Source organism: Sandarakinorhabdus limnophila DSM 17366, from assembly GCF_000420765.1.
GTDB lineage: Bacteria > Pseudomonadota > Alphaproteobacteria > Sphingomonadales > Sphingomonadaceae > Sandarakinorhabdus > Sandarakinorhabdus limnophila.
In genome coordinates this window covers 47,465-73,892 of sequence record NZ_ATVO01000007.1, presented here as the reverse complement: position 1 = coordinate 73,892, position 26,428 = coordinate 47,465, and the positions used below count along the sequence as shown (strand labels likewise).

22 protein-coding genes, 1 tRNA gene and 2 pseudogenes are annotated in these 26,428 nt (G+C 65.1%); 7 read left to right on the top strand and 18 right to left on the bottom strand.

The window, feature by feature from the left end; genetic code table 11:
* Positions 1 to 3 precede the first annotated feature (3 nt).
* Complete coding sequence (locus tag G566_RS0109965; RefSeq protein ID WP_022680528.1) at positions 4 to 675, top strand: spermidine synthase; 672 nt, start codon at positions 4 to 6, stop codon at positions 673 to 675.
* Positions 676 to 840: 165 nt separating this feature from the next.
* On the opposite strand, the gene G566_RS15140 is transcribed toward G566_RS0109965, so the two are convergent.
* The 10 genes and pseudogenes from G566_RS15140 to G566_RS0109925 form a co-directional block, all read right to left on the bottom strand.
* A complete protein-coding gene (locus G566_RS15140) occupies positions 841 to 1,515 on the bottom strand; it encodes a fatty acid desaturase (protein WP_156874495.1) in 675 nt (224 codons plus the stop codon).
* A gap of 22 nt (positions 1,516 to 1,537) precedes the next feature.
* Complete coding sequence (locus tag G566_RS15820; RefSeq protein ID WP_051136016.1) at positions 1,538 to 1,765, bottom strand: hypothetical protein; 228 nt, start codon at positions 1,763 to 1,765, stop codon at positions 1,538 to 1,540.
* 341 nt (positions 1,766 to 2,106) lie between these two features.
* Positions 2,107 to 2,534, bottom strand: a pseudogene (locus tag G566_RS15135) (cupin domain-containing protein).
* A 16-nt stretch (positions 2,535 to 2,550) separates the two neighbouring features.
* A complete protein-coding gene (gene clpX / locus G566_RS0109955; protein ID WP_022680527.1) occupies positions 2,551 to 3,801 on the bottom strand; it encodes an ATP-dependent Clp protease ATP-binding subunit ClpX in 1,251 nt (416 codons plus the stop codon).
* Positions 3,802 to 3,979: 178 nt separating this feature from the next.
* Positions 3,980 to 4,609 carry an ATP-dependent Clp endopeptidase proteolytic subunit ClpP gene (gene clpP / locus G566_RS0109950; RefSeq protein WP_029131524.1) on the bottom strand — a complete coding sequence of 210 codons (630 nt, stop codon included), beginning with the start codon at positions 4,607 to 4,609 and terminating at the stop codon, positions 3,980 to 3,982.
* A gap of 17 nt (positions 4,610 to 4,626) precedes the next feature.
* On the bottom strand, positions 4,627 to 4,947 hold the full coding sequence (locus G566_RS0109945; RefSeq protein ID WP_022680525.1) for an acyltransferase family protein: 321 nt from the start codon (positions 4,945 to 4,947) through the stop codon (positions 4,627 to 4,629).
* A gap of 272 nt (positions 4,948 to 5,219) precedes the next feature.
* The gene (locus G566_RS0109940; protein ID WP_169522840.1) at positions 5,220 to 5,618 is read right to left on the bottom strand and encodes an acyltransferase family protein; all 399 of its coding nucleotides are present in this window, start codon (positions 5,616 to 5,618) and stop codon (positions 5,220 to 5,222) included.
* A gap of 29 nt (positions 5,619 to 5,647) precedes the next feature.
* On the bottom strand, positions 5,648 to 7,234 hold the full coding sequence (tig, locus tag G566_RS0109935) for a trigger factor (protein WP_022680523.1): 1,587 nt from the start codon (positions 7,232 to 7,234) through the stop codon (positions 5,648 to 5,650).
* A 63-nt stretch (positions 7,235 to 7,297) separates the two neighbouring features.
* Positions 7,298 to 7,382 (bottom strand) — tRNA-Leu (locus G566_RS0109930).
* 323 nt (positions 7,383 to 7,705) lie between these two features.
* Positions 7,706 to 8,119, bottom strand: a pseudogene (locus G566_RS0109925) (cytochrome ubiquinol oxidase subunit I); the annotation flags it as partial.
* Positions 8,120 to 8,188: 69 nt separating this feature from the next.
* On the opposite strand from G566_RS0109925, the gene G566_RS0109920 reads away from it, so the two are divergent.
* Complete coding sequence (locus G566_RS0109920) at positions 8,189 to 9,910, top strand: formate--tetrahydrofolate ligase (protein ID WP_022680521.1); 1,722 nt, start codon at positions 8,189 to 8,191, stop codon at positions 9,908 to 9,910.
* A 9-nt stretch (positions 9,911 to 9,919) separates the two neighbouring features.
* Here the strand turns inward: G566_RS0109920 and G566_RS0109915 are convergent, their stop codons facing one another.
* A complete protein-coding gene (locus tag G566_RS0109915) occupies positions 9,920 to 10,099 on the bottom strand; it encodes a hypothetical protein (RefSeq protein WP_029131523.1) in 180 nt (59 codons plus the stop codon).
* An 87-nt stretch (positions 10,100 to 10,186) separates the two neighbouring features.
* Here G566_RS0109915 and G566_RS0109910 point away from each other — a divergent pair, with 87 nt between their 5' ends.
* On the top strand, positions 10,187 to 13,630 hold the full coding sequence (locus G566_RS0109910) for an indolepyruvate ferredoxin oxidoreductase family protein (RefSeq protein WP_022680519.1): 3,444 nt from the start codon (positions 10,187 to 10,189) through the stop codon (positions 13,628 to 13,630).
* A gap of 127 nt (positions 13,631 to 13,757) precedes the next feature.
* On the opposite strand, the gene G566_RS0109905 is transcribed toward G566_RS0109910, so the two are convergent.
* On the bottom strand, positions 13,758 to 14,549 hold the full coding sequence (locus tag G566_RS0109905) for a PEPxxWA-CTERM sorting domain-containing protein (protein WP_022680518.1): 792 nt from the start codon (positions 14,547 to 14,549) through the stop codon (positions 13,758 to 13,760).
* Positions 14,550 to 15,055: 506 nt separating this feature from the next.
* Here G566_RS0109905 and G566_RS0109900 point away from each other — a divergent pair.
* A complete protein-coding gene (locus tag G566_RS0109900) occupies positions 15,056 to 16,753 on the top strand; it encodes a class I adenylate-forming enzyme family protein (RefSeq protein ID WP_022680517.1) in 1,698 nt (565 codons plus the stop codon).
* Between the two features lie 15 nt (positions 16,754 to 16,768).
* Here G566_RS0109900 and G566_RS14845 read toward each other — a convergent pair whose 3' ends face one another.
* From G566_RS14845 to G566_RS15420, 4 genes are all read right to left on the bottom strand, one after another.
* Positions 16,769 to 18,043, bottom strand: coding sequence for an SPOR domain-containing protein (locus G566_RS14845; RefSeq protein WP_156874493.1), 1,275 nt, complete (start codon positions 18,041 to 18,043; stop codon positions 16,769 to 16,771).
* On the bottom strand, positions 18,031 to 19,266 hold the full coding sequence (locus G566_RS0109890; RefSeq protein WP_029131521.1) for a dihydroorotase: 1,236 nt from the start codon (positions 19,264 to 19,266) through the stop codon (positions 18,031 to 18,033). The genes G566_RS14845 and G566_RS0109890 overlap by 13 nt, the downstream gene beginning before the upstream one ends.
* Positions 19,266 to 20,255 (bottom strand): aspartate carbamoyltransferase catalytic subunit, encoded by a 990-nt coding sequence (locus tag G566_RS0109885; RefSeq protein ID WP_022680514.1) that lies wholly within the window; start codon positions 20,253 to 20,255, stop codon positions 19,266 to 19,268. Before G566_RS0109885 ends, G566_RS0109890 begins: the two co-directional genes overlap by 1 nt.
* A gap of 61 nt (positions 20,256 to 20,316) precedes the next feature.
* Entirely contained in the window at positions 20,317 to 20,481 is a 165-nt protein-coding gene (locus G566_RS15420) for an MgtC/SapB family protein (RefSeq protein WP_022680513.1), read from the bottom strand.
* 62 nt (positions 20,482 to 20,543) lie between these two features.
* On the opposite strand from G566_RS15420, the gene G566_RS14130 reads away from it, so the two are divergent.
* The 3 genes from G566_RS14130 (at position 20,544) to G566_RS0109865 (ending at position 23,959) form a co-directional block, all read left to right on the top strand.
* Positions 20,544 to 21,341 carry a glycosyltransferase family 2 protein gene (locus tag G566_RS14130; RefSeq protein WP_022680512.1) on the top strand — a complete coding sequence of 266 codons (798 nt, stop codon included), beginning with the start codon at positions 20,544 to 20,546 and terminating at the stop codon, positions 21,339 to 21,341.
* 38 nt (positions 21,342 to 21,379) lie between these two features.
* A complete protein-coding gene (locus G566_RS0109870) occupies positions 21,380 to 22,681 on the top strand; it encodes an alkaline phosphatase family protein (RefSeq protein WP_022680511.1) in 1,302 nt (433 codons plus the stop codon).
* Positions 22,682 to 22,750: 69 nt separating this feature from the next.
* Positions 22,751 to 23,959, top strand: coding sequence for an acyl-CoA dehydrogenase family protein (locus G566_RS0109865; RefSeq protein WP_022680510.1), 1,209 nt, complete (start codon positions 22,751 to 22,753; stop codon positions 23,957 to 23,959).
* A 4-nt stretch (positions 23,960 to 23,963) separates the two neighbouring features.
* Here G566_RS0109865 and G566_RS0109860 read toward each other — a convergent pair whose 3' ends face one another.
* Together G566_RS0109860 and G566_RS0109855 are read right to left on the bottom strand one after the other, a co-directional pair.
* A complete protein-coding gene (locus G566_RS0109860; RefSeq protein ID WP_022680509.1) occupies positions 23,964 to 26,027 on the bottom strand; it encodes an alpha-galactosidase in 2,064 nt (687 codons plus the stop codon).
* 30 nt (positions 26,028 to 26,057) lie between these two features.
* Positions 26,058 to 26,381 carry a hypothetical protein gene (locus G566_RS0109855; RefSeq protein ID WP_029131519.1) on the bottom strand — a complete coding sequence of 108 codons (324 nt, stop codon included), beginning with the start codon at positions 26,379 to 26,381 and terminating at the stop codon, positions 26,058 to 26,060.
* Positions 26,382 to 26,428 lie beyond the last annotated feature (47 nt).

Here is a 26,428-nt window from a genome sequence, read left to right as displayed (position 1 = left end):
GACGTGATCCCCCGTGAACTGATCGGCGAGGCCGAAGTGCCCGGCGGGCCGCCGCTGCGGCTGTTTCGGCGCGGCAGCGATTTCATGATCGTGCTCGAACGCAACGAACTGATGAGCACGCGCATGCATGGCTCTGAAGTCGCGCTCGGCACCATGGCCTGCGATCGCCTGGCCGGCCACAAAAGCCCGCATCTGCTCATCGGCGGCTATGGCATGGGCTACACGCTGCGCGCCGTGCTCGGCCAGTTGGGGCCCACCGCACGCGTCACCGTCGTCGAACTGGTGCCCGGCATCATGGCCTGGGCGCGCGGGCCCATGGCCGCCGTCACCGCCGGCTGCCTCGATGATCCACGCGTCACCGTCACCATGGGCGATGTCGGCGCCAGCATGGCCCTCAGCACCGCACAGTATGACGCCATCCTGCTCGATGTCGATAACGGCCCCGACGGCCTCACCCGCGCCGCCAATAATGGCCTCTACCGCCCCCGCGGCCTTGCCGACGCCCGCAACGCCCTGCGCCCCGGCGGCATCCTCGCCGTCTGGTCCGCCGCGCCGGATACCGCCTTCGGCCGCCAACTGGAACGCGGCGGCTTCAGCGTCGAAACGGTGAAGGTCCGCGCCCGCGAAACCGGCAAGGGCGCCACGCACATCATCTGGTTCGCCACCAAACGCTGAGCCGCCAGGGCGGCATTGCCTCCACCCCTTAGTCAGAACGAAGTAGCGCCTCCGGCGGGCAGGGACTCGTCCCTGCACCCGTTTGTTTCAGTGTCGGCTGTTGGGCGGGGAACCGGCTGTTCGATCCGGGTCGCGATCCAAGGCAAGGCTGGGCTGACGCGAGCGCTATGCGACTGCCGCCGCCTCGCGAAAGGAGATCAGCCGGCGGCGTTCTTCGTCCCACAAGGTGAGTGCCAGCGGCCGGATCATCTGCGCGAAGGTGAAGCGGTTGAGATGACGCAGATCGGGACAGGCGTTGAGCACCTCTTGCAGGCGATAGAACGGGATACGGCTGGCGAGATGGTGGACGTGATGAACGCCGATATTGCCGGTGAACCAGCGCAGCGGTTGCGGCAGGTCGAGATGGGTGCTGCCGTACAAGACGGCATCGTGGAACGACCAGGCCGCCGCCTTGTCCCAATGCGCCGTTTCGAACTGATGCTGGATGTAGAAGAGATAGACCCCGGTCGATGCCGCGATCAGCAGGGTGGGGATCACCACCAACAGGGTCGTGCCCCATCTAACCAGGAGGATCAGTCCGCCCAACATGGCGGCGATCGCCAGATTGGTGGCAATGGCGCTGACCCAATGTTGCACGCCGGCCCGCATCAACCCGATCGGCAAACGGTGCCGCAGCAGGAATAAATAAGCAGGGCCAATCCCCAGCAGCACCGCCGGGTGGCGATACAGCCGATAGCCCAGTCGCCCAAGCCGGCTGCGGGACTGAAACTCCCTCACCGTCAGCGTGTCGATATCGCCATAGCCGCGGGCATCGAGATTGCCGGTGCTGGCATGATGCAGCGTGTGCGCGCGCCGCCAGCAATCATGGGGCGATCAGATAGCCTGCGTTGATGGCGGCCAGCACGGCGGACAAGACACCGAAAAACGGGACAAGCGTGATCGCCAGTTCCCAGATGCTGCGGACGGTGTGAGGTCGGGAAAACGGCTTGAGCTGCGAAACCAGCGTGCGCGGCACCAATGCGGGGAGGCCAGTGGGGGGAACAGTTCCCTGATATGGCATTTCGGTGTTCGCAAAATCCATGAATTCCACTTTTTATCCAATAGCTTCCGACACGGGGGTTCTTATATCAGGGCGCAAAGATTACAATCGGGATGTGGCGCAGAAAACTGCCCATAGGATGAGCAAAAATGGTCAATCATCCCCACCCAACCTCGGGTCAGGACCTGTTGAAGCTGGGCCTTTCCGGATCGAGCCCATGTCTGCTTTAGGGCTTATGATCCGGTCGCCCGAATGTCCGTTTTGAAGGCGCAATGCCGTCATGTTGGTTTGACGACAGCCAACACGGAGCCGCCCAGATCAAACGGGTGCAAGAACAGCGTCCCTGCCCACGTCACCCCGGACTTGATCCGGGGCGGAGGCCCCTTCTCCCTTCAGTCCGCCGCGCCTGGCATCCAGCCCGGCGGCGCCAAGGTGAATCCGGCAAAATCAAATCCCGGCGCAACGATGCAACTGACCAGCGCCCACCCCAGATCGGCAACCGCGGCCTGCCAGTGCCCAGCGGGAATGTAGGCCTGGGGGAATGGCCGGCAGCGACGTCTGGCCCAAGGGTGATCCAGACCGGTGCATCGTGATCGCTGGCCGCGTGGCCCAGCGCCAGCGGGTGGCCGGCGTGCCAGCACCAGATTTCTGTAGCGTCCACCGTATGCCAATGCGACCGCTGGCCGGCTTTGAGCAGGAAGTGGATGGCGGTGACGGTGGCGCGCTCCGGCCCACCGACGCACAGTGTTTCGCGGTACCATCCGCCCTCCGGATGTGGAGAGAGGCGCAGCGCCGTGATCAGGCGCTGCGCCTCTCCCATGTCCATTGCCGGCGGTTCAGGCGGCCTTATCGGCCACCATCAGGCGGGTCGGTTGCTTGGTGCCGGCGACGACATCCCTGTCCACCTGCACTTCTTCCACGCCTTCCAGGCCGGGCAGATCGAACATGGTGTCGAGCAAGATGCCTTCCATGATCGAACGCAGGCCGCGCGCGCCGGTCTTGCGCTCGATGGCGCGTTTGGCGATCGCCGACAGCGCGTCGGTGGTGAAGGTGAGTTTGGCGCCTTCCATTTCGAACAGGCGGGCGTACTGCTTCACCAGCGCGTTCTTCGGCTCGGTCAGGATCTTGATCAGCGCCGGTTCGTCAAGGTCTTCCAGGGTGGCGATCACCGGCAGGCGGCCGATGAATTCCGGGATCAGGCCGAAGCGCAACAGATCTTCCGGTTCGCATTTGCGCAGCAGTTCGCCAACGCGGCGTTCATCCGGTGCAGCGACATGCGCGCCAAAGCCGATCGAGCGGCCCTGCATACGATCGCCGATGATGCGATCAAGGCCAGAAAAGGCGCCGCCGCAGATGAACAGGATGTTCGTCGTATCAACCTGCAGGAATTCCTGCTGCGGATGCTTGCGGCCGCCCTGCGGCGGCACGGAGGCGGTGGTGCCTTCCATGATCTTGAGCAGAGCCTGCTGCACGCCTTCGCCCGACACATCGCGGGTGATCGACGGATTGTCAGACTTGCGGCTGATCTTGTCGATTTCATCGATATACACGATGCCGCGCTGGGCGCGTTCGACGTTGTAGTCGCTGGCCTGCAGCAATTTCAGGATGATGTTTTCCACATCCTCGCCCACGTAACCGGCTTCGGTCAGCGTGGTGGCATCGGCCATGGTAAAGGGCACATCCAGGATGCGCGCCAGCGTTTGGGCGAGCAGCGTCTTGCCGCAGCCGGTCGGGCCGACGAGCAGGATGTTGGACTTGGCCAGTTCCACTTCGGCACCCTTGCCGCCGTGGTTCAGCCGCTTGTAGTGGTTGTGGACGGCGACCGACAGCACGCGCTTGGCGTGGAACTGCCCGATCACATAATCATCCAGCACCTTGCAGATTTCGCGCGGGGTTGGCACGTCGCCGGACTTCTTGACCAGCGCCGTCTTGGTTTCCTCGCGGATGATGTCGTTGCACAGCTCCACACATTCATCGCAGATGAACACGGTCGGGCCCGCGATGAGCTTCCTCACCTCGTGCTGGCTCTTGCCACAGAAGCTGCAGTAAAGCGTGCCTTTGCTATCGGTGCCGCCCAGCTTCGTCATGACGTTCCTTCCTCACGCCGGCCCGCCATAGCCGACAATATACGCGCCGGCATGCCACCGGCTTAATAGTGTAGCGATGAATCACCGCCTGCCGCAAGGGCAGGATTACGCCAAAGCGTCACAATTGCGGCAGGGCAATAGCGCCATTCTGACGCCACGGCCCTGCCCCGATGAAGGTTCAAGCCGCCTGCGCTTCGCTTTCCGGCGCCACGGGGCGCTTTTCCATCACGGCGTCGATGATGCCGAATTCCTGGGCTTCCTCAGCGCTCATGAACTTGTCCCGCTCCATGGCGTGTTCGATGGTGGCGAGATCCTTACCCGTGTGCTTCACGTACAAATTGTTGAGAATGCTGCGAATCCGTAGAATTTCACGGGCCTGGATTTCGATATCAGTCGCCTGGCCTTGGGCGCCGCCCGACGGCTGGTGCACCATGATGCGAGCGTTCTTCAGCGCGATGCGCATGCCCGGCTCACCAGCGGCCAGCAGGAAGCTGCCCATCGACGCGGCCTGGCCCACGCACACCGTGCCAACCTTGGGCCGGATATACTGCATGGTATCGTAAATCGCCATGCCGGACGTGATCACCCCGCCCGGAGAGTTGATATACATGTAAATATCTTTTTTCGGATTTTCCGATTCGAGGAACAGCAGCTGCGCCACGATCACCGAGGCCATATGGTCTTCCACCTGGCCGTTCACGAACACGATGCGATCACGCAGCAACCGCGAATAAATGTCGAAGCTGCGTTCGCCGCGGTTCGAGCTTTCGATGACAATGGGAACCAAGCCGGCAACAGGATCGAACATGGGAATCTCCTTTCCCACTAGTTCGGACGTTTACGGCCTGAGTTCAAGGGGGCAAAGGCAATTGCCGCAGGCGGAATCGGCACCGGATTGCGGAAGTGGGCCCGGCGCCACAGCTCTGCCGGGAGATCGACCCAGCGATTCAGGGCCACGGCGAGCACCGCGGAGATCAGCAGCATGGCCAGCTTCAGCGCCAGGCCGCCTGCTGGCATCAGCACCGCCATGGCGGTGATCACCGGGGTGTGGACGAGATAGAGACTGAACGACAGGTCACCGGCCCAGAGATCCTGCCTGCTGGAATATTGGTGAACGCTCCATGCCACGACCGGCTGCAGCAGCACAGGCCAACCCAGATGGGCAAGTTGCACAGAGCCATGTTGGGTGTTTCAATGCCGTTCTTGAGCAACACTTCGCGGGCTTGCGGCAGCAGGGCAAGTCCGGCTCCGGCTGCCATAAACAGCAGAACAGAGGCGAACGCCTGACCATCCGTGGCCTTCCAGCAGGACTCCGCCAGCCAGGCACCGCCAGAAAACGCGGGCGGATAGAACAGCGCGGTGACAAGACCCGCCGACATGAGGCCGATGCCGACCACCCAGCCAATGAGCGCCAACAGCTACACTTCGGCCCGCCGCAAGTGAATCAACAGCGGGGCTAGCAAAGGGAGCGCCAGACAGAATTGCAGCTCGATATCGAGCGACCAGGATACGCCGATCACGTCACCGGCGCGCGCCGCCAACCCGAGCAGGGTAAGCGCCGACCACAGACCTTCCGGGCGAACCGCTTCGGCGTGGGCGTGGAGCAGCCAGGCCAGCACGGTGACCACCGCATAGAGCGGCCAGACCCGCAAGGTGCGGCTGACATAGAAGGCCGGCACGCTGGCCTGCCAACCGGCAAGCAGGCGCGACACCCAATAGCCGCTGAGCATGAAGGACAGCAGAACGGCTGGCCGGCCGATATTCAGACTGGTGAGGTGCGAAACCACCACCATCGCTGCGAGGATGAATCGCAGCATACCGGGCCCAAGCAGCCGCAGCTGCGGCATTACTCGGCGGCTTTTTTGCTAGCCTTCTTTGGCTTGGGCGCAACCTCAGCCGGGATTTCGACGGCCGGTTCGGCATCGGCCTTCTTGGCCGCAGCCTTCTTGGCGGGCGCCTTCTTCACCGGTTCGGCATCAACCACCGGTTCCTCGGCTGCCTTGGCCTTCTTGGCTGCAGGAGCTTTCTTGGGCTTGGCCGGCGCATGATCATGATCGTGATCATGGCCACAGCCGGGGCCGTGAACGTGGCCGCCCGGCGTTTCGTCTTCGCTCTCGATGGCAGCTTCCAGCTCGGCGCGAGTAACCGCACGTTCGGTGATTTCCGCCTTGCCGATCAGGAAGTCCACCACCTTGTCTTCATACAGCGGCGCGCGCAGCTGCATGGCGGCCATGGCGTTTTCCTGGAAGAACTTCACGACCTTCTGCTGCTCGGCCGGGGCATAGCGCGCGGCTTCCTGGCCGATCAGGCGGTTCATTTCAGCCTGCGAAACGGTGACACCGTTGCGCTGGCCGATTTCGGACAGCAACAGGCCCAGACGCACGCGGCGCACGGCGATGCGGCGGTAATCCTCGCGCTCGGCCTCGATCTCGGCGCGGGCTGCTTCGGGATCAGCTTCGCGCGCGGCTTCGCCTTCCAGCGTCTGCCAGATCTGTTCGAACTCGGCATCGACCATCGATTCCGGGACGTCGAAATCATGGCGGGCAGCCAACGTGTCGAGCAGCTTGCGCTTGAGATAGGTGCGCGACAGCGTGCCCAATTCGGCGTCGAGCTGATCCTTCAGGATTTCCTTCAGCGCATCAAGGCTATCGAGGCCGAAGCCCTTGGCGAATTCATCATCGATCTTGGTTTCGCCGGGCACTTCGACGCCGGTCACTGTCACGTCGAATTCGGCCGGCTTGCCGGCCAGATTGGCGGCGCCATAATCGGCCGGGAAGGTCACCTTCAGGGTGCGCTGTTCATTGGCCTTGGCGCCGATCAACTGGTCTTCAAAGCCGGGGATGAGCTGGCCCGAACCAATCTTGACCCGCATGCCTTCGCCCTTGCCGCCATCGAACGGCACGCCATCCACCTTGCCTTCGAAATCGATGACCACAGTGTCACCGGTCTTGGCCTTGTGTTTTGCCGGGGCGGGTTCGGTGCGCTGCGCCGATTCGGCGAGGCGGGCGATCGCGGCATCCATGGCACCTTCGTCGGCCGGCACGACCAGCTTTTCCAGCGCCAGATCTTCAGCCTTCACGTCCTCGATGGTCGGCAGGATTTCCAGGCTGACAGTGAAGCGGGCATCGCCCTCTTCCGGCAGTTCGCCATCCACATCAACCTGCGGCTGGGTCGCCGGGCGCAGACCGTGATCGGCGATCACCTTGTTGACGCCATCATTCACAGCCGCCTGCAGCGCTTCACCGCGCAGAGCCGCCCCGTGCATTTTCTTGACGAGGTTGGCCGGCACTTTGCCCGGACGGAAACCCGGCATCTTGATGGTCTTGGACACTTCGGCCAAGCGCGCGTTCAGCCGCGCGGCGATGGCATCGGCGGGGATCACCAGCGAATAAGCGCGGCGCAGGCCCTGGTTGGTGATTTCAGCAATCTGCATCGAAGAACCCATCAATTTGAATTTGAAATTCTTGTGAAGTCACCCGGACAAGCAGCGGCAGGCTGGTGCGGGCGAAGGGACTCGAACCCCCACGTCTTTCGACACTGGAACCTAAATCCAGCGCGTCTACCAGTTCCGCCACGCCCGCACCCGGGACGCGAGCGCCCGGCTATAGCAGGGACATTCCGGAGTGCAAGGCAGCAATGCCATGCTGGGACACGCCGTTTGGAACGGCGCCCGGCCGGCCAGCCGGCGCAGCGCGGGATCAGGCGAGGTTGAGCGAAACCGCCATAGTAGCAAAGCCGGCGAGGACCAAGGCCGAAACCGAGGCCACAATGCGGCGACGACGCTGCGGCGAGCCAACAAAGCGCTGAATCATCGGATGGCTGCTGGTGCCAGACGCTGCCCAGGCCATAAGCGCGATCCACAGGGCGAAGGAAAACAGCGAGATGACGTTGAGAGCGGCGAGCAGATGGCGATCAGGCAGGTGGCCATGAAATGCAGTTTCTTGCCGACCCGATCGAGCCCGAACAGCACGACACCCAGGAAACCGGATCCCAGGAAGAAGGCCGACAGCACTTCATAGGCCATCAACGGCCCGATGACCGGGCCGGCTTTGTCCGAAAAGGCCGACCAGTTCGAACCGAACTGATAGGCCATGACGATACCCGACACGACACCCATGCCGAAGGCGATAGCGAAAATCTTCAGCCAGTAATGGAAGAGCTGCAGATAGACATCGCGGCCCGTCTTCAGCCAAAGCCCTTCCAGAACAGAAAGATAGCTGGCCAACCCGATCGAGAAGGCCGGAAAGATGAAGTGGAATGAGACAGTGAAGGCGAACTGGAAGCGGGCCAGCGTCAGGGCAGACACATTGTCAAACATATGGCTCCTTCCCGACGGGCGCGCAACCGTGTAGCCGGAGAGAACACTCGGCGCCTATGGCGGGAAATCATGGCAACGGACATTGAAATTGCGCGGGCAGCGACATTGCGCCCCATCCGGGCGATCGCGGCTGGGCTGGGGCTGGCGGAAACCGACATCGAACCGCACGGGCATTTTATTGCCAAAATTGCGGCCAAAGCGCTGCCGGCGGTGGCCGGCCGTGATCCGGTGGCTGGCGGCGGTGTTCCGGCGGCTGGCGGCAAGCTGATTCTGGTGACCGCCGTCAATCCAACGCCGGCGGGGGAAGGCAAAACCACCACAACCGTGGGTCTCGCCGATGCCCTCAACCGCATCGGCCGCCGCGCGGTGATCGCGCTGCGCGAGCCGTCGCTGGGCCCCGTGTTCGGCCGCAAGGGCGGCGCCACCGGCGGCGGCCAGGCGCAGGTGCTGCCGATGGAGAAGATCAACCTGCACTTCACCGGCGATTTCCACGCCATCACCTCGGCCCATAATCTGCTCGCCGCGATGATCGACAATGCGGTGCATTTCGGAACACCGATGGCAACGGGCGCCGCCATCAACCCACGGACCGTCACCTGGCGGCGCGTGTTGGACATGAACGATCGCGCCCTCAGGCAGATCGTGTCCGGCATGGGCACCGGTAACCACCCGCTGCGCGAAACCGGGTTCGACATCACGGTTGCATCAGAAGTGATGGCGATCCTGTGCCTCGCTGACGATGTGGCCGATCTTCAGGCCCGCCTCGCCCGCATCCGGGTGGCGAAAGACATGGCCGGAAGTCCGGTGACGGCCGGTGACATCGGCGCGGCCGGCGCCATGGCGGCGTTGCTGCTTGATGCCATGCAGCCCAATCTGGTGCAGTCGATCCACGGCTCCCCTGCCCTCATCCACGGCGGGCCGTTCGCCAACATCGCTCACGGCTGCAATTCGGTGATCGCCACCCGCACCGCGCTGGCGCTGGGGGAATTCGCCGTCACCGAAGCCGGCTTCGGCGCTGATCTGGGGGCAGAGAAATTCGCCCATATCAAGTGCCGCTCCGCCGGCCTCGCCCCGGCCGTCGCCGTGGTGGTGGCGACGGTGCGTGCGCTCAAATATCATGGCGGCATGGCGCTGGCCGATCTCGGCACCGCCGATCCACACGCCGTTGATCGCGGCCTCGAAGTGATAGCCCGCCATGTCGAAAATCTGCAGTCGTTGGGCCTGCCGGTTGCCGTGGCCATCAACGCCTTCAGCAACGATCGGCCAGAAGAGCAGCAGCAGGTGCTCACCCACTGCCGCGACACGCTGGGGGTCGCCGCCCACCTGTGCAGCCACTGGGCGGACGGCCCGGCCGGTGCGGAGGAATTGGCCCGCAGCGTCGCCGCACTGGCCGACGCCAACACGGAGCCCCATGCCGCTTTCACCCCGCTCTATGCCACCGGCACCGACGTGTATGACGCGCTCACCATTGTGGCCACCCGCATCCACCGCGCCGCCCAGGTCACCCTGTCGCCGGCCGCGCAGAAGCAGCTCGCCGCGCTGCGCCACGAAGGCCTGGCCAATCTGCCGGTTTGCCTCGCCAAGACGCCCTACAGCTTCACCGCGGACGAGAAGGTGCGCGGCGCCGTGTTCGGGCACGACCTGCCCATCCGCGAACTGCGGCTGGCCGCCGGCGCCGGCTTCATCGTCGCGCTCGCCGGCGAAATCGCCACCATGCCCGGCCTGCCAAAGCTGCCGTCGGCCATCGGCATCCACCTCGATGCGCAAGGCCGGATCGAAGGGCTGAGCTGAGAGAGCAGCTCAGCGCATCACGAGATCGATCTCGACCGTCTTCACCGGCTGGTCCGGCGCCCACGGCCGCGCCAGCCGGGCGGTGATGCGATAGTGGCCGGCTGGGGCCTTCACCTGAACCTGGCCGCCGGCCGGATCGCCCAGCTGGCCCGGCGCGGCGGCCAGTGTGCTATCGGCGATCTGCTGCACGCCCGCCGGCACAGAGCTACCGCTTGCGCGACGCAAGAAAGGTCAGTACTATTGACCCATCTTGCACATGCACAAAGAGCCTCAGCCATGGTCGCCGGTCTACCGCCTGTCAGCCTCGAAGACAAATATCGCTTCCGCGAAGGCCGCGTGTTCATGTCGGGCGTGCAGGCGCTGGTGCGGTTGCCGCTGGTGCAGAAATGGCGCGACACCGCCGCCGGGCTGAACACCGGCGGTTTCATTTCCGGTTATCGCGGCTCGCCGCTGGGCGGTTATGATCAGGAGCTTTGGCGCGCCAAGAAGTGGCTGAAGGAACAGGATATCCACTTCGTTCCCGGCGTGAACGAAGAACTGGGCGCCACCGCCGTCTGGGGCAGCCAGCACGTTGCGCTCAACCCGTCGGCGCAGCGCGATGGCGTCTTCGGCATCTGGTACGGCAAGGGCCCCGGCCTCGATCGCGCCATGGACGTGCTGAAACACGGCAACGCCGCCGGCACGTCGGCGCATGGCGGCGTGCTCGCTATCGTGGGCGATGATCACGGCGCCAAATCCTCCACCCTGCCCCACCAGAGCGACCATAACTTCCAGGCGGCCTTCGTGCCGTTCCTGGCGCCCGCGTCGGTGCATGAATTCGTCGAATATGGCCTGCTGGGCATCGCCATGAGCCGCTTTGCCGGCACCTGGGTCGGCTTCAAGGCGACCGCCGATACGGTGGAAACCAGTGCCACCGTCGATCTGGCGCACGAGAACCGTTCCATCATCATCCCGCAATTTGAATTCCCCGATGGCGGCGTCCACATCCGCCCCGGCGACATCTGGCGCGAGGAAGATACCCGCCTGCAACGTTACAAGGGCTTTGCCGCCATGGCCTTTGCCAAGGCCAACGGCATTGACCGGGTGGTGTGGGATTCGCCCAAGCCCCGCATCGGCATCGTTTCCACCGGCAAGGCCTTTGCCGACACGATGGAAGCGCTGGACGAACTCGGCATTGATGCGCGCGTCGCTGCGGACATTGGCCTGAAGGTCTACAAGGTCGGCATGCCGTGGCCGCTGGAGCCCGATGGCATGCGCGCCTTTGCCGAAGGCCTGGATGAAGTCCTCGTGATCGAGGAAAAGCGCGAATTCGTCGAACATCAGCTGAAATGGCAGCTGTATAACTGGCGCGAGTCCGTGCGCCCGCGCGTCGTTGGAAAGCATGACGAGAGCGGCGAATGGCTGCTCAGCCCGGACAATGAACTTTCGCCGGGCGTCATCGCCCACGTGATCGCGGCGCGCCTGCAGCATTTCCACGACACCGACCGGATCCGCAGCGCACTCGCCTTCTTCCGCGATCAGGCCGGCAAATCCGCCGCGCACATCACCCCGGTCAAGCGCAGCCCCTATTTCTGCTCCGGCTGCCCGCACAACACCTCCACCAAGGCGCCGGAAGGCCAGCGCGCCCTGGCCGGCATCGGCTGCCACATCATGGCGCTATGGATGGACCGCGCCGAAACCTTCACCCAGATGGGCGGCGAAGGCGTGACCTGGGTGGGCGAAGCGCCGTTCGTCGGTGAAAAGCACGTCTTCGCCAATCTGGGCGACGGCACCTATTTCCACTCCGGCCTGCTCGCCATCCGCCAGTCGATCGCGGCGGGTGTGAACATCACCTACAAGATCCTCTACAACGACGCCGTCGCCATGACCGGCGGGCAGAAGCATGACGGCGAACTGGGCGTGGACCAGATCGCCGCGCAGATGCTGGCCGAACATGCCAAGAAGGTGGTGATCCTCACCGAGGACCTTGATCGCTACGACAAGGCAAAGGGGGGCGTCGCCATCCCGCCCGCCGTGCGCCTGCTCGATCGCGGCGAACTGGAGAATATCTCCCAGGAATTCGCCGCCACGCCGGGTTGCACGGTGATCATCTTCGATCAGACCTGCGCCGCCGAAAAGCGCCGCCGCCGCAAGCGCAAGCAGCTGGTCGATCCGGCCCGCCGCGTCTTCATCAACCCGGCCGTGTGCGAAGGCTGCGGCGATTGTTCGGTGCAGTCCAACTGCGTCTCGGTTGAGCCGCTGGAAACCGAATTCGGCCGCAAGCGCCGCATCAACCAATCAAGCTGCAACAAAGATTACAGCTGCGTCAAAGGCTTCTGCCCCAGCTTCGTCACGGTGGATGATGCCGACGTGAAGAAATCCAAGGCGGAGTTCTCCCTTGATGGCGTTGCCGATCCGGTCATCCCGGCCCCCGGCCATGGCTATAACATCATGGTCACCGGCATCGGCGGCACCGGTGTGCTCACCGTCTCGGCCCTGCTCGGCACCGCCGCCCATATCGAAGGTCTGGCCAGCACCACCGCCGATATGGCCGGCCTCGCCCAGAAGGGCGGCGCGGTTTACAGCCATGTCCGCATCGCCGGGTCCAACGATGATCTCCTCTCCCCGCGCATCATGGCCGGCAGCGCCGATGTCGTGCTGGCCTGCGATGCCGTGGTCGCGGCCGACAAGCCGACCCAGACGCTGATGGTGCCGGAACGCACCGCCGTGATCGCCAACGCCGATATCGCGCCCACATCCGATTTCGTGCGCAACCGCGATTTCGATTTCCACAGCGCGCAGGTGGAACGCACCATCCGCAAGGCCAGCAACCCCAACGCCTGCGATTTCATCGCCGCCGATACGGTGGCCACGGCGCTGTTGGGTGATGCCATCGGCAGCAACATCCTGCTGATGGGCTATGCCTGGCAGAAGGGCCTGATCCCGCTGAAGCGCGAGAGCATCGAGGCCGCGATTGATCTGAACGGCGTCGCCATCCCCTTCAACAAGAAGGCCTTTGCGCTGGGCCGCCTGCTCGCCACCCGCCCCGATCAGGTGCTGGCGCTCGTTGAAGCCACGCGCGGGCCCCAGCCGGAACCGCCCGCCACCACGCTGGACGAGATGATCGCCCGCCGCGAAGCCGACCTGATCCTTTATCAAGACGCCGCCTACGCCGCGCGCTTCCGTGCGCAAGTGGACAAGGCCCGCACTGCCGGCGGCGACGCCTTTGCCGAAGCGGTCGCCAAGAGCCTCTACAAGCTGATGGCCTACAAGGACGAATATGAAGTCGCCCGCCTGTACAGCGACGGCCGTTTCGAAGCGGCATATTCCGCCCAATTCTCCGGCGGCAAACCGCGCGTGCTGCTGGCCCCGCCGCTGATCACTCGCACCGATCCCGCCACCGGCCGCCCGAAGAAGATCAGTTTCGGCCCATGGATCTTCAAGGCGTTCGGCGTGTTGGCCAAGTTCAAGGGCCTGCGCGGCAGCAAGCTCGACATCTTCGGCTACAGCGAAGAACGCCGCCACGAACGCGCCGACATCGCGGCGTTTGAGGCCGACGTCGATCGCCTCTGCACCGACGTGAACCCCGCCAACATCGGCCTCGCCATCGCCATCGCCAAACTGCCGATGGACGTACGCGGGTTCGGCCCGGTGAAGGACAAGGCGCGCGGTGAAGTCGCAACCCGCCGGACGGCGCTGTGGGCGAAATGGCCGGGGCTGGCGGCAAGGGCCGCCGCCTGATCTTGAACTGAGGTTCCCGGCTCCGGCGGCAAGGGCCCTTGAACGCCAATCGGCGGCAGGCTGAAAGGCCTGCCGCCGAAAGGCGCGCTTGAACCTGTGGGCGGTGTTTTGGCGCCGCCCGGCAGGATCAGGCAGTGGTGGCCAGTGCCGCAATGCGGCGACGACGGGCCTGGAAGCCGACGAGGCCGAAGCCGGCGATCAGCATGGCCCAGACCGACGGTTCAGGAACGCCGCCGACGACGATCGCTGCCGGGTCACTGGAGAAGCTGCCGGTGCTGTAGGCTTCGAACGAACGCAAAGCGGCGCCCGGGTTAGCGAACAACAGCGGCGCCAGCGAGGTCAGCGAAATCGACATGTCAAAGTCGCTATTGGGCACGAAGCTCACGAAATCCGACGTGAACAAGATGGTCGAACCACCGCCGGTCGAACCGTTGTAGGCCGCGGCCGAAGCATTGGACTGCCCCGCGATGCTGACATCGGTGAACGTGCCCGAGAGCAGGTTCGCGCCAGCAGCGTAGTTGGTCCCGCCGACCGAGATTGCGCTGGTCGACAGGAACGAGAAGCCGCCAGCGAGGCCGGGCTGGAGGGTGAAGCCACCGACAGTCTGGGCCGGCGACGCCGTGCTGGACAGCAACGTCAACGATGCCGTGACATTGGTGATGGACGCGGCAAGCGCCGGCAGCAGGAACGAAAAGTTGTCCAGGCGGGAGCCCGGCACATTCGTCAGAGGATCAATGGTGTACAGCGAGCCGGTGGCGCCGCTGACATCGTCGGGAGCGCTGTTCTGGAAACGAACGCCGGACACGGAATTGATACCGGTGAAATTGGCGAAGGTCGTGAGCACCGCTTGGGCCGGCGCGGCGGAGAGCCCGACCACGGCAAAGACCGTGGCCAATGCGAGGCGTGGAGATTTCAACATGCACTTCACTCCATGAAATGGTGCCAGAACGAAAAAATTCGGCCGGAAACGACCGCATCCTTGTCCAGCGCCACTAAACTCCATGCAAATATCGTGCCAATCGAATATTAATGGTTAACGCACTATAAAGATTGAAACCGAATATTTCGTCAATTTGTAAAGTGTAAAATCTCTTTACACTTTTTTGATTCTGATAATGAACATATCGTTCCTATATAGAGCAGATACACGAAAATCTATTTGGTTCCATTGTATAGAAAAAATATTTTTACTTATAATTATGGAACCTTTTTGATTTTGCTGAATCGGCTCGATCGTGAAACCGGCGGGGTCGGCCCGACCCCGTGTCGGGCATCAGCCGCAGGCCTTTGGCGGCTTTCTTGCTGTCACCGGCTGTGACAGGGCGGGTGCTGCTGGCGATGGCGCTTCCGCTGGCTCTAGATAGCTTTCCGCGCGCCGGATCGCGTGTATCACTCTCGGCCAAACACTATGGTCTGGGGAGAGCCATGCACTACACGGAACTGGCGCAGGCGCGCGACGAGCTGACGGGGCCCGGGGGCGCGTTCGAGATCGCTCATGTCAACGTCAATGGCATCCAGGTGCGGGCCTATCGCCATGCGCTGCCCGATGTGCGCGCGCTGTGGCAATCAACGCACGCGTTCGCCGACCGCACCTACCTGGTCTATGGCGAGGAGCGGCTGACCTACCGCCAAGCCCATGCCCGCGTGGACGCCATCGCAGCCTGGCTGGCGGCGCAGGGCATCGGGCCCGGCGACCGGGTGGCGATTGCCATGCGCAACTATCCCGAATGGATGCTGATCTATTGGGCCTGTGTGTCTTGCGGCATCGCCGTTGTCGGCATGAACGCCTGGTGGACGCCCGAGGAAATGGCCTATGCACTGGCGGACTCGGCGCCCAAGGCCGTGTTCCTCGATGCCGAGCGGCTCGACCGCATGCACGAAATCGCCGCGCCGCCGGCCGGCCTGATGCTCATCGGGGTGCGGCTGCGCGGGCCGGAGCCGGGGGTGACGCCGTTTACCGATGTGCTGGCGCACGGCGGTGCCATGCCACAGGTGCAAATCGATCCCGATGCCGATGCCTGCATCTTCTACACCTCGGGCACCACCGGCTTTCCCAAGGGCGCGCAGCTCACCCATCGTGGCTGCATCACCAATTTGTTCAACATGCTCTATGCCGGCGCATCGACGGCGCGGGCGGTGCAGCTCGCCACCGGGGTGGAGCCGCCTGCCGTGGCGCCGGTACCCGTCTCGCTGCTGACGACGCCGCTGTTCCATGTCACCGCCAACAATTGCGGTGCCTATGCGACGACCGCGGCCGGCGGCACCATCGTGCTGATGTACCGCTGGGACGCTGGCGAAGCGCTGCGCATCATCGCCCAGGAACGCGTCACCTCCATCGGCGGCGTGCCGGTAATGGCGCGCGAACTGATTTACCACCCGGATTTCGGCACCACCGACATGTCGAGCCTGACGGCGATGTCGGGCGGCGGTGCACAGGTGCCGCCCGATCTGGTTCACAAGATCGAGGACAATGTGGCCAGCGCCCGGCCAAGCACCGGTTACGGCATGACCGAGACCTGCGGGATCATCACGTCGGTCTCCGGCGATTTCTTTGTCGACAAGCCGGACAGTGCCGGGCCCGCCATGCCCGCCTATGAGGCCAAATGCGTTGATGATGCCGGCAACACTGTGGCGCCGGGCGAAATCGGCGAGCTGTGGGTGAAGGGCGCCGCCGTCATCAAGGGCTATATCAACCGCCCGGAAGCAACGGCGGCTTCAATCACCGATGGCTGGCTGCACACCGGCGACATCGCCCGCATCGATGAAGACGGCTTCATCTTCATCGTCGATCGCAAGAAGGACATGGTGCTGCGCGGCGGCGAGAATGTTTATTGCGCCGAGGTCGAAGCCGCCATCTACCGCCATCCTGCGGTGGCCGAATGCTGCGTGTTCGGCGTCCCCGATCACCGGCTGGGCGAGGAAGTGGCCGTGGCCGTGGTGCTGAAGCCCGGTGAAAGCCTTGATGACGCGGCGCTGCGCAGCTTTGTCGGCAGCCTGATCTCCAACTACAAGGTGCCGCGCCACGTCTGGTTCATGGCCGAAGCGCTGCCGCGCAATGCCAGCGGCAAGTTCCTGCGGCGCGAACTGCGCGACCGGTTGGCGAAGGATCTGCCGGCAGCGTAACCGGCGGCGCGCTGTTTAATCGATGTTGAGGGCGAAGCAGCCGTTCTTGCCGATTTCCAGCGTCTTGCAGCCGTCGCGGGCTTCGTCGCGGGTGGGGAACGGGCCGACCTGCAGGCGATAGTTGCTGCCGAATTTGCCGATCGTCGGGCGCAGGCCCTTGGTCGACTTCTTGTTTGCGGCGGCGAGCTTGGTCCAGGCCTGCATGGCGGTTTTCTGGCTGGGGTAGGTGCCGAGCTGGATGCGCCAGCCGGTTTCCTTCGGCTCAGCGGCCTTCTTGGCGGCCAGTTTCCTTTCGGCGGCGCGTTTTTCAGCAGCGGCTTCAGCGGCGGCGGCTTTCTTTTCCGCGGCAGCTTCGGCAGCACGGTTGGGCCGGGCGGTGGGCGGCGCCAGCGGCGGCGTGCTGGCGGCCGGGGCGGGTTGGCGCATCGGTTCGGCGGCAGCGGGCGCTGAATCTTGCGCCTCTTCGGTGTCGCCTTCGCCGGCATCGGCTTCGGCGGCTTTCAGCGCCGCGGCGTTCAGACCGGCAGTGCTGGTGCCGAAAGCCGCTGCTGGCGCACTGGCGACCACGATCGCCGGTGGCGGCGTGGTGACGGCCATCATCGGCGGCGGCTGTATGCCGGGCTGGAACTGCGCCGGGATGCCGCTGCCGTTGGCGAGCGATGTGGCGATCTGCCAGCCGTTCGCGCGATCGAGCGACTGGATCACCTGGGAAAGTTCATTCAGCGCCTTGGTGGCTTCGGGCAGGCCTTGCGCGGCGGCGCGCACCAGATAGGCATAAGCCAGCGGCAAAGATTTCACCGCGCCATCGCCGTTCCAGTGTACGATGCCGAGCACATATTGGGCGCGCATTTCGCCGCGATCGGCGGCGGCCTTCAGCCAGCGCACGGCTTCGGCCTTTTCGGTGGCCTGGAACAACAAGATGCCCAGATTGGCCTGCGCGGGCAGATGGCCCTTCACGGCGGCGCGGCGATACCAGTCGCCGGCGGTGGTCTTGTCGAGCGCGACACCGCGGCCGAGTTTATAAGCCTGGCCCATATTGAACATGGCATCGGCATCGCCGTTTTCCGCAAACGGCTGCCACATGGAAACGGCGGCATCCCACTTGCTGGCGCGCCACAGTTCAACGCCCTGGCGCACAGATGGCGGCGGCGGCGTGGCGCGGGCAGGTGCGGCAGCGGCCGGGCGGCTGGCACGCTTTTTCTTGCCCTTCTTCTTGCGGGCGGCGAGCGCAGGATCGCCGGCCACTAGGGCCAGCACCAGCAGGGCGCCAATGATCCTTACACCCGCCAAACCACGTCTCCACCTTTGATTGTCATGCGCACGATGCCGGCGGTTGGCACACCATCAAAAGGCGTATTGCCGGCTCCGTGAAATTTCCGTCCGTCGATACGCCAGGGGGCAGCTTCATCAAAGACCACAAGGTCCGCAGGTGCGCCCAGTTGCAGCGTTCCGGCGATGAGCCCAAAGCGGCGGGCCGGATTGAGGCTGAGCATGGCCACCAGGCGCGGCAAATCGATCACACCATCGCGCACAAGGCCAAGGCCCAGCGCCAGCAGGGTTTCGGCGCCAGCCATCCCGGCGCGGGCATCGGCGAAGGGCTGGCGCTTGTCTTCCTGGCTTTGCGGATCATGGCCTGAAGAGATTATGGTGATCAGACCGGCGCGGATGCCCTCGATCGCCGCCAGCCGGTCGCGCTCATCGCGCAGCGGCGGGGACAGGCGGGCAAAACTGCGGAAGCCGGAAACGGCCATATCGTTGAGGAACAGGTGGGCGGGCGTGATGCCGGCCGTCACATCCACGCCGCGCGCGCGGGCAGCGGCGAGCACAGCGAGCCCTTCGGCAGTGGTGACCTGACGGATGTGCAGCGCGGCGCCGGTGGCTTCAGCGAGCCGGCAATCGCGGCTGATGGCCAGGCTTTCCGCGAAGGCCGGCGCGGCGGCCAAGCCCAGCCGCGTCGCATATTCGCCGGCCGTGGCGACGGCACCAGCGGTCAGCGCGGGATCTTCCGCATGGCTCACCACTGTCAGGCCGTGGCCGTGGGCATAGGCGAGCAGCCGGTGCATGACGCGGGCATCGGCAATGGCGTGGCGGCCGGTGGCAACGCCCACGGCGCCGGCGGCCTTGGCCAGGCCGATTTCGGCCAGTTCCGCGCCGTTCAGCCCGCGCGTCGCGGCGGCGAGCGGGTGCACCCACACGTCCGGCTTGCCCGAGCCTTGGGCATAGGCGACCAGCGCCGGCTCATCCAGGGGTGGCGACTGATCGGGCATCAGCACCATGCGGGTGATGCCGCCCGCGTTCGCCGCAGCGGTATCGGCCTTGAACACGCCGGCATCGATGATCCCCGGCGCGACCACCAACCCACGCGCATCGATCACCGTGGCATCCGATGGCGGTTCGGCATGACCGATGCCGGCAACCTTGCGGTCCTTCAGCAGGATAGTGGCAATCGCGTCATGCCCGGTTGCCGGGCAGATGACGCGGGCGCCGGTGAGCGCGAGGGGGGCGCTTTGCATCATGCCCAGCCCTCCACACCGCGCCGCTTGCGGGTCAACACATCAAGGCAGGCCATGCGCACCGCCACGCCCATTTCCACCTGTTCGGTGACGGCGCTGCGGGCGATATCGTCGGCAATCGCCCCGTCGATCTCCACGCCGCGGTTCATCGGGCCGGGATGCATCACCAGCACATCGGGCGCGGCCTTGGCCAGCCGGGCTTCGGTGAGGCCGTAGAAGCGGAAATATTCCCTCGGACTGGGCACATAGGCGCCCTCCATCCGCTCCGTCTGCAGGCGCAGCATCATCACCACGTCGGCGCCGGCGAGGCCGGCATCCATGTCGGTGAAGCTTTGCACGGCATAGCCATCAAGCCCGTCGGGCAGCAGGGTGGACGGGGCCACGGCGCGCACTTCGGCGCCCAGGCTGGCCAGCAGCTGGAAATTGGAACGGGCAACGCGGCTGTGCAGGATATCGCCGCAGATCGCCACGCGCAGCCCGGCGATGCGGCCCTTGCGGCGGCGGATGGTGAGCGCGTCGAGCAGCGCCTGGGTGGGGTGTTCGTGGCGGCCATCGCCGGCATTCAAGACCGGGCAATCGACCTTTTCCGAAATAAGCTGCACCGCGCCCGACGATCCGTGGCGGATCACGATCATGTCAGGATGCATGGCGTTCAGCGTCAGCGCGGTATCGAGCAGGGTCTCGCCCTTCTTAAGGCTGGAGCCGGAGACGCCGAGATTGACCACGTCTGCCCCCAGCCGCTTGCCGGCGATTTCGAAGCTGAGCAGCGTGCGGGTGGAATTTTCGAAGAAGGCGTTGATCTGGGTGAGGCCGGCCAGACGATCATCGCGCTTGGCCGTGCGGGCGCGGTTCATCTCCACCCATTGTTCGGCTTCATCGAGCAGGAAGGCGATTTCCCACGGTTTCAAGTGCGCGATGCCGAGCAGATGTTCATGCGGAAACGGGTGCGCGCCGTCTGCAAGAGCCGGATGGGAGGGGGTGCGCGCCATGGGCTCCACCCCTAATGGCACGGGGCCTGCCAATCAACCCGTGTGGCCATCAATCGCCCCGTCAATCACTGCGCCAGCGCAGGACGGGCAGCACCGAAGCGAAATCATCGCTCCACGGCGCCAGCTCCGGCTGGCTGCGGGGTTGGCGCCAGCCGCGTTCCAGCCCGATCAACAGGCCGATGGCCAGCGGCATCACCAGCCGCGCCAGATCAGCGTTCGAAAGCATCGGCAACAGCCGTGCCGGGCGATGGCTTGCCGGTCAAGCATCGCCGCCGTAAGGCAGCGGCCATGGCCACCGCTTTCCGCCCCAAATGGTTTGTCGTCATCGCCTTCTACAACGAGGCGAACTATATCGCGCCCACCGTGCAGTGCGCGCTGGCGCAGGATCGCGACGACATCATGCTGGTGTGCGTGGACAATGCCTCCACCGATGCCAGCCCGCAAATCGTCGCCGATGCCATCGCCGGCAATCCGCGCGCCATGCTGGTGACCGAAACCAACCAGGGCCACACCTTTGCCCTGCGTCGCGGCCTTGCCATCGCGCAGGAGTTGGGCGCCGAAAACATCGCCTTCTGGGATGCCGATACCTTCTACCCGCCGCATTACATCAGCCGCGCCGATGCACTGCTCGGTACGGACCAGCGCATCGTGGGTGTCCAGGCCTTCGACATCTATGGCCCCTACGACAGCCCCAAGAACCGCATCGTCCGGCACCGCATGGCGCTCACCGCCAATCTCTTGAGCGGCCAGGGCCACACCGGCACCTTCGGACAGGCTTTCCGCATTGCGCCACTGGTGGCGGCCGGTGGCCCCAAGAGCGATGACTGGCCGTTCGTGCTGTACGATCATGAATTGATCCACCGCGTGCTGAAACAGGGCCGCCTCACCCACGCCGCCGATCATGTCTGCTGGCCGGCGCCGCGCCGCCAGGTGAAGGGCCATGTGCGCTGGAATCTCACCGAACGGCTGCTCTATGCCCTCACCCCCTATGCGGTGAAGGACTGGTTCTTCTACGATTTCCTTAGCCCCCGTCTGCGCGCGCGCGGCATGTTCGAAGCCGGCCTGCGCGTGCGCGACTGGGAATAGGTCACACGCCTGCAACACGGCGTGGGCATGGCAGGCGTATGAAACGCATCCTCGCCCTCACTATCGCCCTGTTTGCCCTGCCCGCCGCTGCCGGGCCGCCGGTGCTGATGATCGCCATCGATGGCCTGCGCCCACAGGAATGGCAGCGCCGCGACAACGGCCTCGATCTGCCCGCCCTGCGCGGGCTGGCAGCGGGCGGCACCAGCGCAGCGGTGACCGGCGTGCTGCCCACCGTCACCTACCCCAGCCACACCACACTGATCACCGGCGCCACCCCACGCCGGCACGGCATTGCCAACAACCTCACGTTCGATCCGCTGCGCGGCAATGCCGACGGCTGGTACTGGTATGCCAGCGACATCAAGGCCGATACGCTGTGGCAGGCCGCCAGCCGCGCTGGGCAGAAGGTGGTGAACGTCCATTGGCCAGTGAGCGTTGGCGTGACTGGCCTCACCGCCAACCTGCCGCAGATCTGGCGCACCGGCCTGCCCGATGACGACAAGTTGATGGCCGCCCTAGCCACCCCCGGCCTGCCACTTGCCGAAGCCGGCCCCTACCCCACCGGCAAGGACGAAAGCATCGCCGGCGACGAAGGCCGCACCGCCCAGGCCATTGCCCTGTTGCGCCGGGTGAAGCCGGATTTCGCCACCGTCTATCTCACCGGTTTTGATCATGAACAGCATGAAGCCGGGCCGGATTCGCCCGCTGCGCGTGCCGTGCTGGTGCGGATCGATGCCGCCGTGGGCCAGCTGGTCGCTGCGGCCCGCGCCATCAACCCGCAAACGACGGTGGTGGTCGTCTCCGATCATGGCTTTGCACCAACCGCTCGCACCACCAATTTGTTCGTGCCGTTCATCAAGGCCGGGCTGATCCGGCTGAACGGCAACGCCATCGCCAGCTGGGATGCCATCCCGTGGACCGCCGGTGGCAGCGCCGCCATCCGTCTGGCCCGGCCCGATGATGCCGCCTTGAAAGCCAAGGTCGCCGCTGTGCTGGCCGAGGTGGCCGCCGATCCCGCCGCTGGCATTGAGCGCGTGCTGGATGCAGCCGCCATTGCGGTAGCCGGCGGAAGTGCCGATGCCGCCTTCTGGGTGAATTGCCAGCCGGGCTGGCTGATGGGCGGCAAGCTGGATGGCGTGCAGGGTGAGCCCACCGCAACCAGGGGCATGCACGGTTATTTCCCCGATGTGCCGGCGATGCGCGCCAGCCTGATCGCCAATGGCCCCGGCATCACCGCTGGCCGCGATCTGGGCGTGATCGACATGCGCGCCATTGCGCCGGCCGTGGCCGCCCGGCTGGGCGTGACGCTGCAGGATGCGAAAACGCCCGCCGCCTTCTGACGCGCCTCCCCAAAGCGCCGGTTTCGCTACACCGCCTTGCGGGCCAGAGTGCGCCCAGGGAGAACGGCGATGCAATTGGCCTGGAGCGCAGACGATCTGGCTTTTCGTGACGAGGTGCGGGCCTTCCTCGCCGCCGAACTGACGCCCGAACTCAAGATGGCCGCCGCCGGCATGACCAGCGTCTATGCGCCGCCCGATGTGGCGCTGGCCTGGCAGAAGAAACTGCATGCCAAGGGCTGGGTGGCGCCAAGCTGGCCAGTGGAGGCCGGCGGCTGCGACTGGAGCGTGGCGCGCCGCTACATCTTCGCCCGCGAAACCACCGAAGCCGGCGCGCCGCCACTCTCCCCGATGGGGCTGGGCATGTGCGGGCCGGTGCTGCTGCATTATGGCACCGAGGAACAGAAGCGCCGCTTCCTGCCGCCGATGCTGGCCGGCGATGAATTCTGGTGCCAGGGTTATTCGGAGCCCAACAGCGGATCGGACCTCGCCTCGCTGCAGATGAAGGCGGAACGCGACGGCGATCACTTCGTCTGCACTGGCCGCAAGATCTGGACGACGCACGCCCATTATGCGGACTGGATCTTCTGCCTGGTGCGCACCACAAGGCTGGAGAAGCCGCAGCTCGGCATCACCTTCCTGCTGATCGACATGAAAACGCCGGGCGTGTCCGTGCGCCCCATCGTCTCACTGTCGGGCGAGCATGTGCAGAACGAAGTGATCTTCGATGAAGTGCGGGTGCCGGTGGCCAATGCGGTCGGCCGGATCGACGATGGCTGGACGGTGGCCAAATATCTGATGGAATTCGAGCGCGGCGGCCATGCCTATGCGCCGTCTTTGGTAAAGCGGGTCGATACGCTGGTGGTGCACCTCGCCGAAACCGGCCAAGCGATGCCGGGGCGCATTGCGGCCTTGCGCACCGAGATCGAGGCGCTGGATGCGCTGGAACTGCAGTTCAATGCCGGCCTGTCCAACGGCGCCGCGCCGGGGCCGATGGCCAGCGCGCTGAAGATCCTTGGCACCGAACTGAGCCAGCGGCTCACCGAACTGGAAGTGGAAGCCGCCCTGCCCTGGGTGGAAGCCTATCAGCCGCACCTCACCCTGCCCGGCGGTCCGGTGCCCGGTTTCGCCGCGCCTGCAGACGGTCTGGGCGTTGGCCCGGCGTGGGCGGCGAAAGCCTTCCCCAAATATCTCAACGACCGCGCCGGTTCGATCTATGCCGGCACCAACGAAATCCAGCGCGGCATCCTCTGGCAATATCTGGCGCGGCGGAACAGCTGAACAATCAGGCTTTCAAGTGGAAGACCGCCACGCTTTCCGCCAGCAGCGGCGGCAGCGGCAGGCCGGCGTGAGCCAGCCAATTGGCCGGGAAAGTGACGCCATCGCCTGAGAGCGCGGCCAGCAATTCCGGTTCGCCAAAACCCTTGTGCGGCAGCGTGCCGGCACGGGCCAGTAGGCGGGCGTGGACAGGCCCAGCACCGGCCAGGAACGGCAGCGTCAGTGGCTGCGGCCGGCGATCCTGCGGCGGCGCGATACGGGTGACGAACAGCACCCACTCATTACCATCGCCGCTGGCCTGCCACAGCAATCCGTCCGGCCCCTCGCCCATCAACAACGTCTGCAAATGCAGCAACTGTCGCCACTTTTTGTGGAAAGCGATCCAGCCGGCCAGTTCGGCGCGCTCGGTTTCGGGCAGCTTGTCAGGGTCCAGCTCAACCCCGAAATGGCCGGGCAGCGCCACGCCGGCGCGGAAACCCAACGTCTGGCGGCGGCCGGTGGCATGGGCCGGGCTGGCGCCCACGTGGGCGCCCATCAATTCGGGCGGGAAGAACGCCTGGAACCCGCGCTGGATGGTGGCGCGGGAGACGGCATCAAGATTGTCGCTGGTCCAGAAGCGGTGGGTGAAGGCAGCAATGCCGGCATCGATGCGGCCGCCGCCGCCGGCACAGCTTTCGATTTCCACATCCGGGTGCGCCGCGCGCAGGCGGGCGAGCAGGCGATAGAGGCCCTGCACCTGGCCCAGCCCGCCGGCGGGCGCCAGATCGCGGTTGTGATCCCATTTCAGGTAGGCGATCGGCACGTCGCTGAGCAGTGTGTCGAGCGCGGCGAAGAGATAATCCTCCACCTCTGGCAGTGACAGGTTCAGCACCAGCTGATTGCGCGCAGTGGGCTGCGGCGCACCCGGCACATGCAGCGCCCAATCGGGGTGGGTGCGGTACAAATCACTGTCAGGATTGACCATTTCCGGTTCGACCCACAGGCCGAACTCCAGCCCCAGCGCGTTGACGCCCTGTGCCAGCGGCTTCAACCCGTCGGGATATTTCGCCGGATCGGCCACCCAATCGCCCAGCCCGGCACGGTCATGGTTGCGGCCGAGGAACCAGCCGTCATCGAGGATGAAGCGCTCCGCCCCGATGGCGGCGGCAGCGCGGGCGAGATCAAGAATGCGGGATTCGTCATGGCGGAAATAGCAGGCTTCCCAGCTGTTCAAGTGCACCGGGCGCGGGCGCATCTCTTTGCCCGGCCAGTCCGGCCGCGCCCGCACCAGCCCATGCATCTGCTGCATTGCGCCGTTGCGGCCCTTGGCGCTCATTGCCAGCAGCAGCCGCGGGGCTTCGAAACATTCTCCGGGTTGCAGGATAAAGCCATCTGCCATGCCCGCCGATAGGAAATGCCGGCCTTCATCGTCGCGCTCCACCGCCAACGCGGCATCACCTGACCAGGCCAGTTGCGCCGCCAGCACGAGGCCCTGATCCCAACCGGCTCCCTGACCCAGCAGATACAGGCCGGGCGGCCCGCCATGGCCGGGCAAGCCGCGCCGGCCCTCCCGCCGCCACTGGTGGGCGGGCAACGGTTCCACGCACTCCACGAACTCGGCGGCATGGCGGCCGCGCCAACTGAGAATGCGGTCGAGCCCAGCGGGCAGCGGCAGCAGCGCACTGGCCAGATGAGCGACCGTGAGCGGCACCGGGCCATCGTTGCCCAGTGTCGCGCTGATCGCGAAGCCGCCGCCGGGAGCCAAGCAGACAGTCTGTTCGAGCAGCAGGCCGCTATCCGGATCGGTTAGGGTGCAACGCAGCGAGTCCGCGTCCGCCGCGACGTCCTTCACTGCCCAGCGCAGCACCCGGCCGGCGACCGACACCGCCAGCGGCCCGAACCAGCCCAGGCCGGGCGCGGTGGCAAAGGGCACATCTTCATCCAGGCTGAAGGTCGCCGCGCCGCTCGTGCTGGCGAGTGGCGGCAGGCCGGTGGTCTCGACCGGCAAACCCAGGTGACGCCACAACAGCGCATCGCCTGACTGTTCAAGGACCAGGCTGGCTTCGGGGCTGTGGAGCGCAAATATCGTCACCGCGCCAGATTGGCGGCGCGGGCGATTCCGTCAACCCACCAGCAGTTTGCGCACGTCGCCGTTGCAGCGGAAACTCTGCACGAACAGATAGACCGAAAGGAACATCGCTCCGCCCAGAAAGGCAACAACGGCCAGCGCCAGCCCGGCCGGCGTGCCACGGTGCCGCCAGCCGATATAGAGGCCGGACAGGGTGAGCATGAACATGAAATCCAGGTTGAACTGCCCCTGCCAGCCGCCGCCGGAAATGGCACCGAAGAAGGCGGGAAACAGGTTCGGTTCCGCCATCAGCACCGGCGCGGTGTAGATGGTCAGGCTGGCAAAGATGACGATGCAGAGCAGGCGGATGATGAGCATGAAATTCTCCCCGTGATGGCTCATCATCGGGCGGCGAGGGAGGCGTG

Excerpts from the sequence above, each read along its gene's own strand:
- clpX (WP_022680527.1), bottom strand. The coding sequence starts at position 3,801 with ATGACGAAGCTGGGCGGCACCGATAGCAAAGGCACGCTTTACTGCAGC.
- clpP (WP_029131524.1), bottom strand. The coding sequence starts at position 4,609 with ATGTTCGATCCTGTTGCCGGCTTGGTTCCCATTGTCATCGAAAGCTCG.
- G566_RS0109940 (WP_169522840.1), bottom strand. The coding sequence starts at position 5,618 with ATGCTGCGATTCATCCTCGCAGCGATGGTGGTGGTTTCGCACCTCACC.
- tig (WP_022680523.1), bottom strand. The coding sequence starts at position 7,234 with ATGCAGATTGCTGAAATCACCAACCAGGGCCTGCGCCGCGCTTATTCG.
- G566_RS0109920 (WP_022680521.1), top strand. The coding sequence starts at position 8,189 with ATGGCAACGGACATTGAAATTGCGCGGGCAGCGACATTGCGCCCCATC.
- G566_RS0109910 (WP_022680519.1), top strand. The coding sequence starts at position 10,187 with ATGGTCGCCGGTCTACCGCCTGTCAGCCTCGAAGACAAATATCGCTTC.
- G566_RS0109905 (WP_022680518.1), bottom strand. The coding sequence starts at position 14,549 with ATGTTGAAATCTCCACGCCTCGCATTGGCCACGGTCTTTGCCGTGGTC.
- G566_RS0109900 (WP_022680517.1), top strand. The coding sequence starts at position 15,056 with ATGCACTACACGGAACTGGCGCAGGCGCGCGACGAGCTGACGGGGCCC.
- G566_RS0109890 (WP_029131521.1), bottom strand. The coding sequence starts at position 19,266 with ATGCAAAGCGCCCCCCTCGCGCTCACCGGCGCCCGCGTCATCTGCCCG.
- G566_RS0109885 (WP_022680514.1), bottom strand. The coding sequence starts at position 20,255 with ATGGCGCGCACCCCCTCCCATCCGGCTCTTGCAGACGGCGCGCACCCG.
- G566_RS15420 (WP_022680513.1), bottom strand. The coding sequence starts at position 20,481 with ATGCTTTCGAACGCTGATCTGGCGCGGCTGGTGATGCCGCTGGCCATC.
- G566_RS14130 (WP_022680512.1), top strand. The coding sequence starts at position 20,544 with ATGGCCACCGCTTTCCGCCCCAAATGGTTTGTCGTCATCGCCTTCTAC.
- G566_RS0109870 (WP_022680511.1), top strand. The coding sequence starts at position 21,380 with ATGAAACGCATCCTCGCCCTCACTATCGCCCTGTTTGCCCTGCCCGCC.
- G566_RS0109865 (WP_022680510.1), top strand. The coding sequence starts at position 22,751 with ATGCAATTGGCCTGGAGCGCAGACGATCTGGCTTTTCGTGACGAGGTG.
- G566_RS0109855 (WP_029131519.1), bottom strand. The coding sequence starts at position 26,381 with ATGCTCATCATCCGCCTGCTCTGCATCGTCATCTTTGCCAGCCTGACC.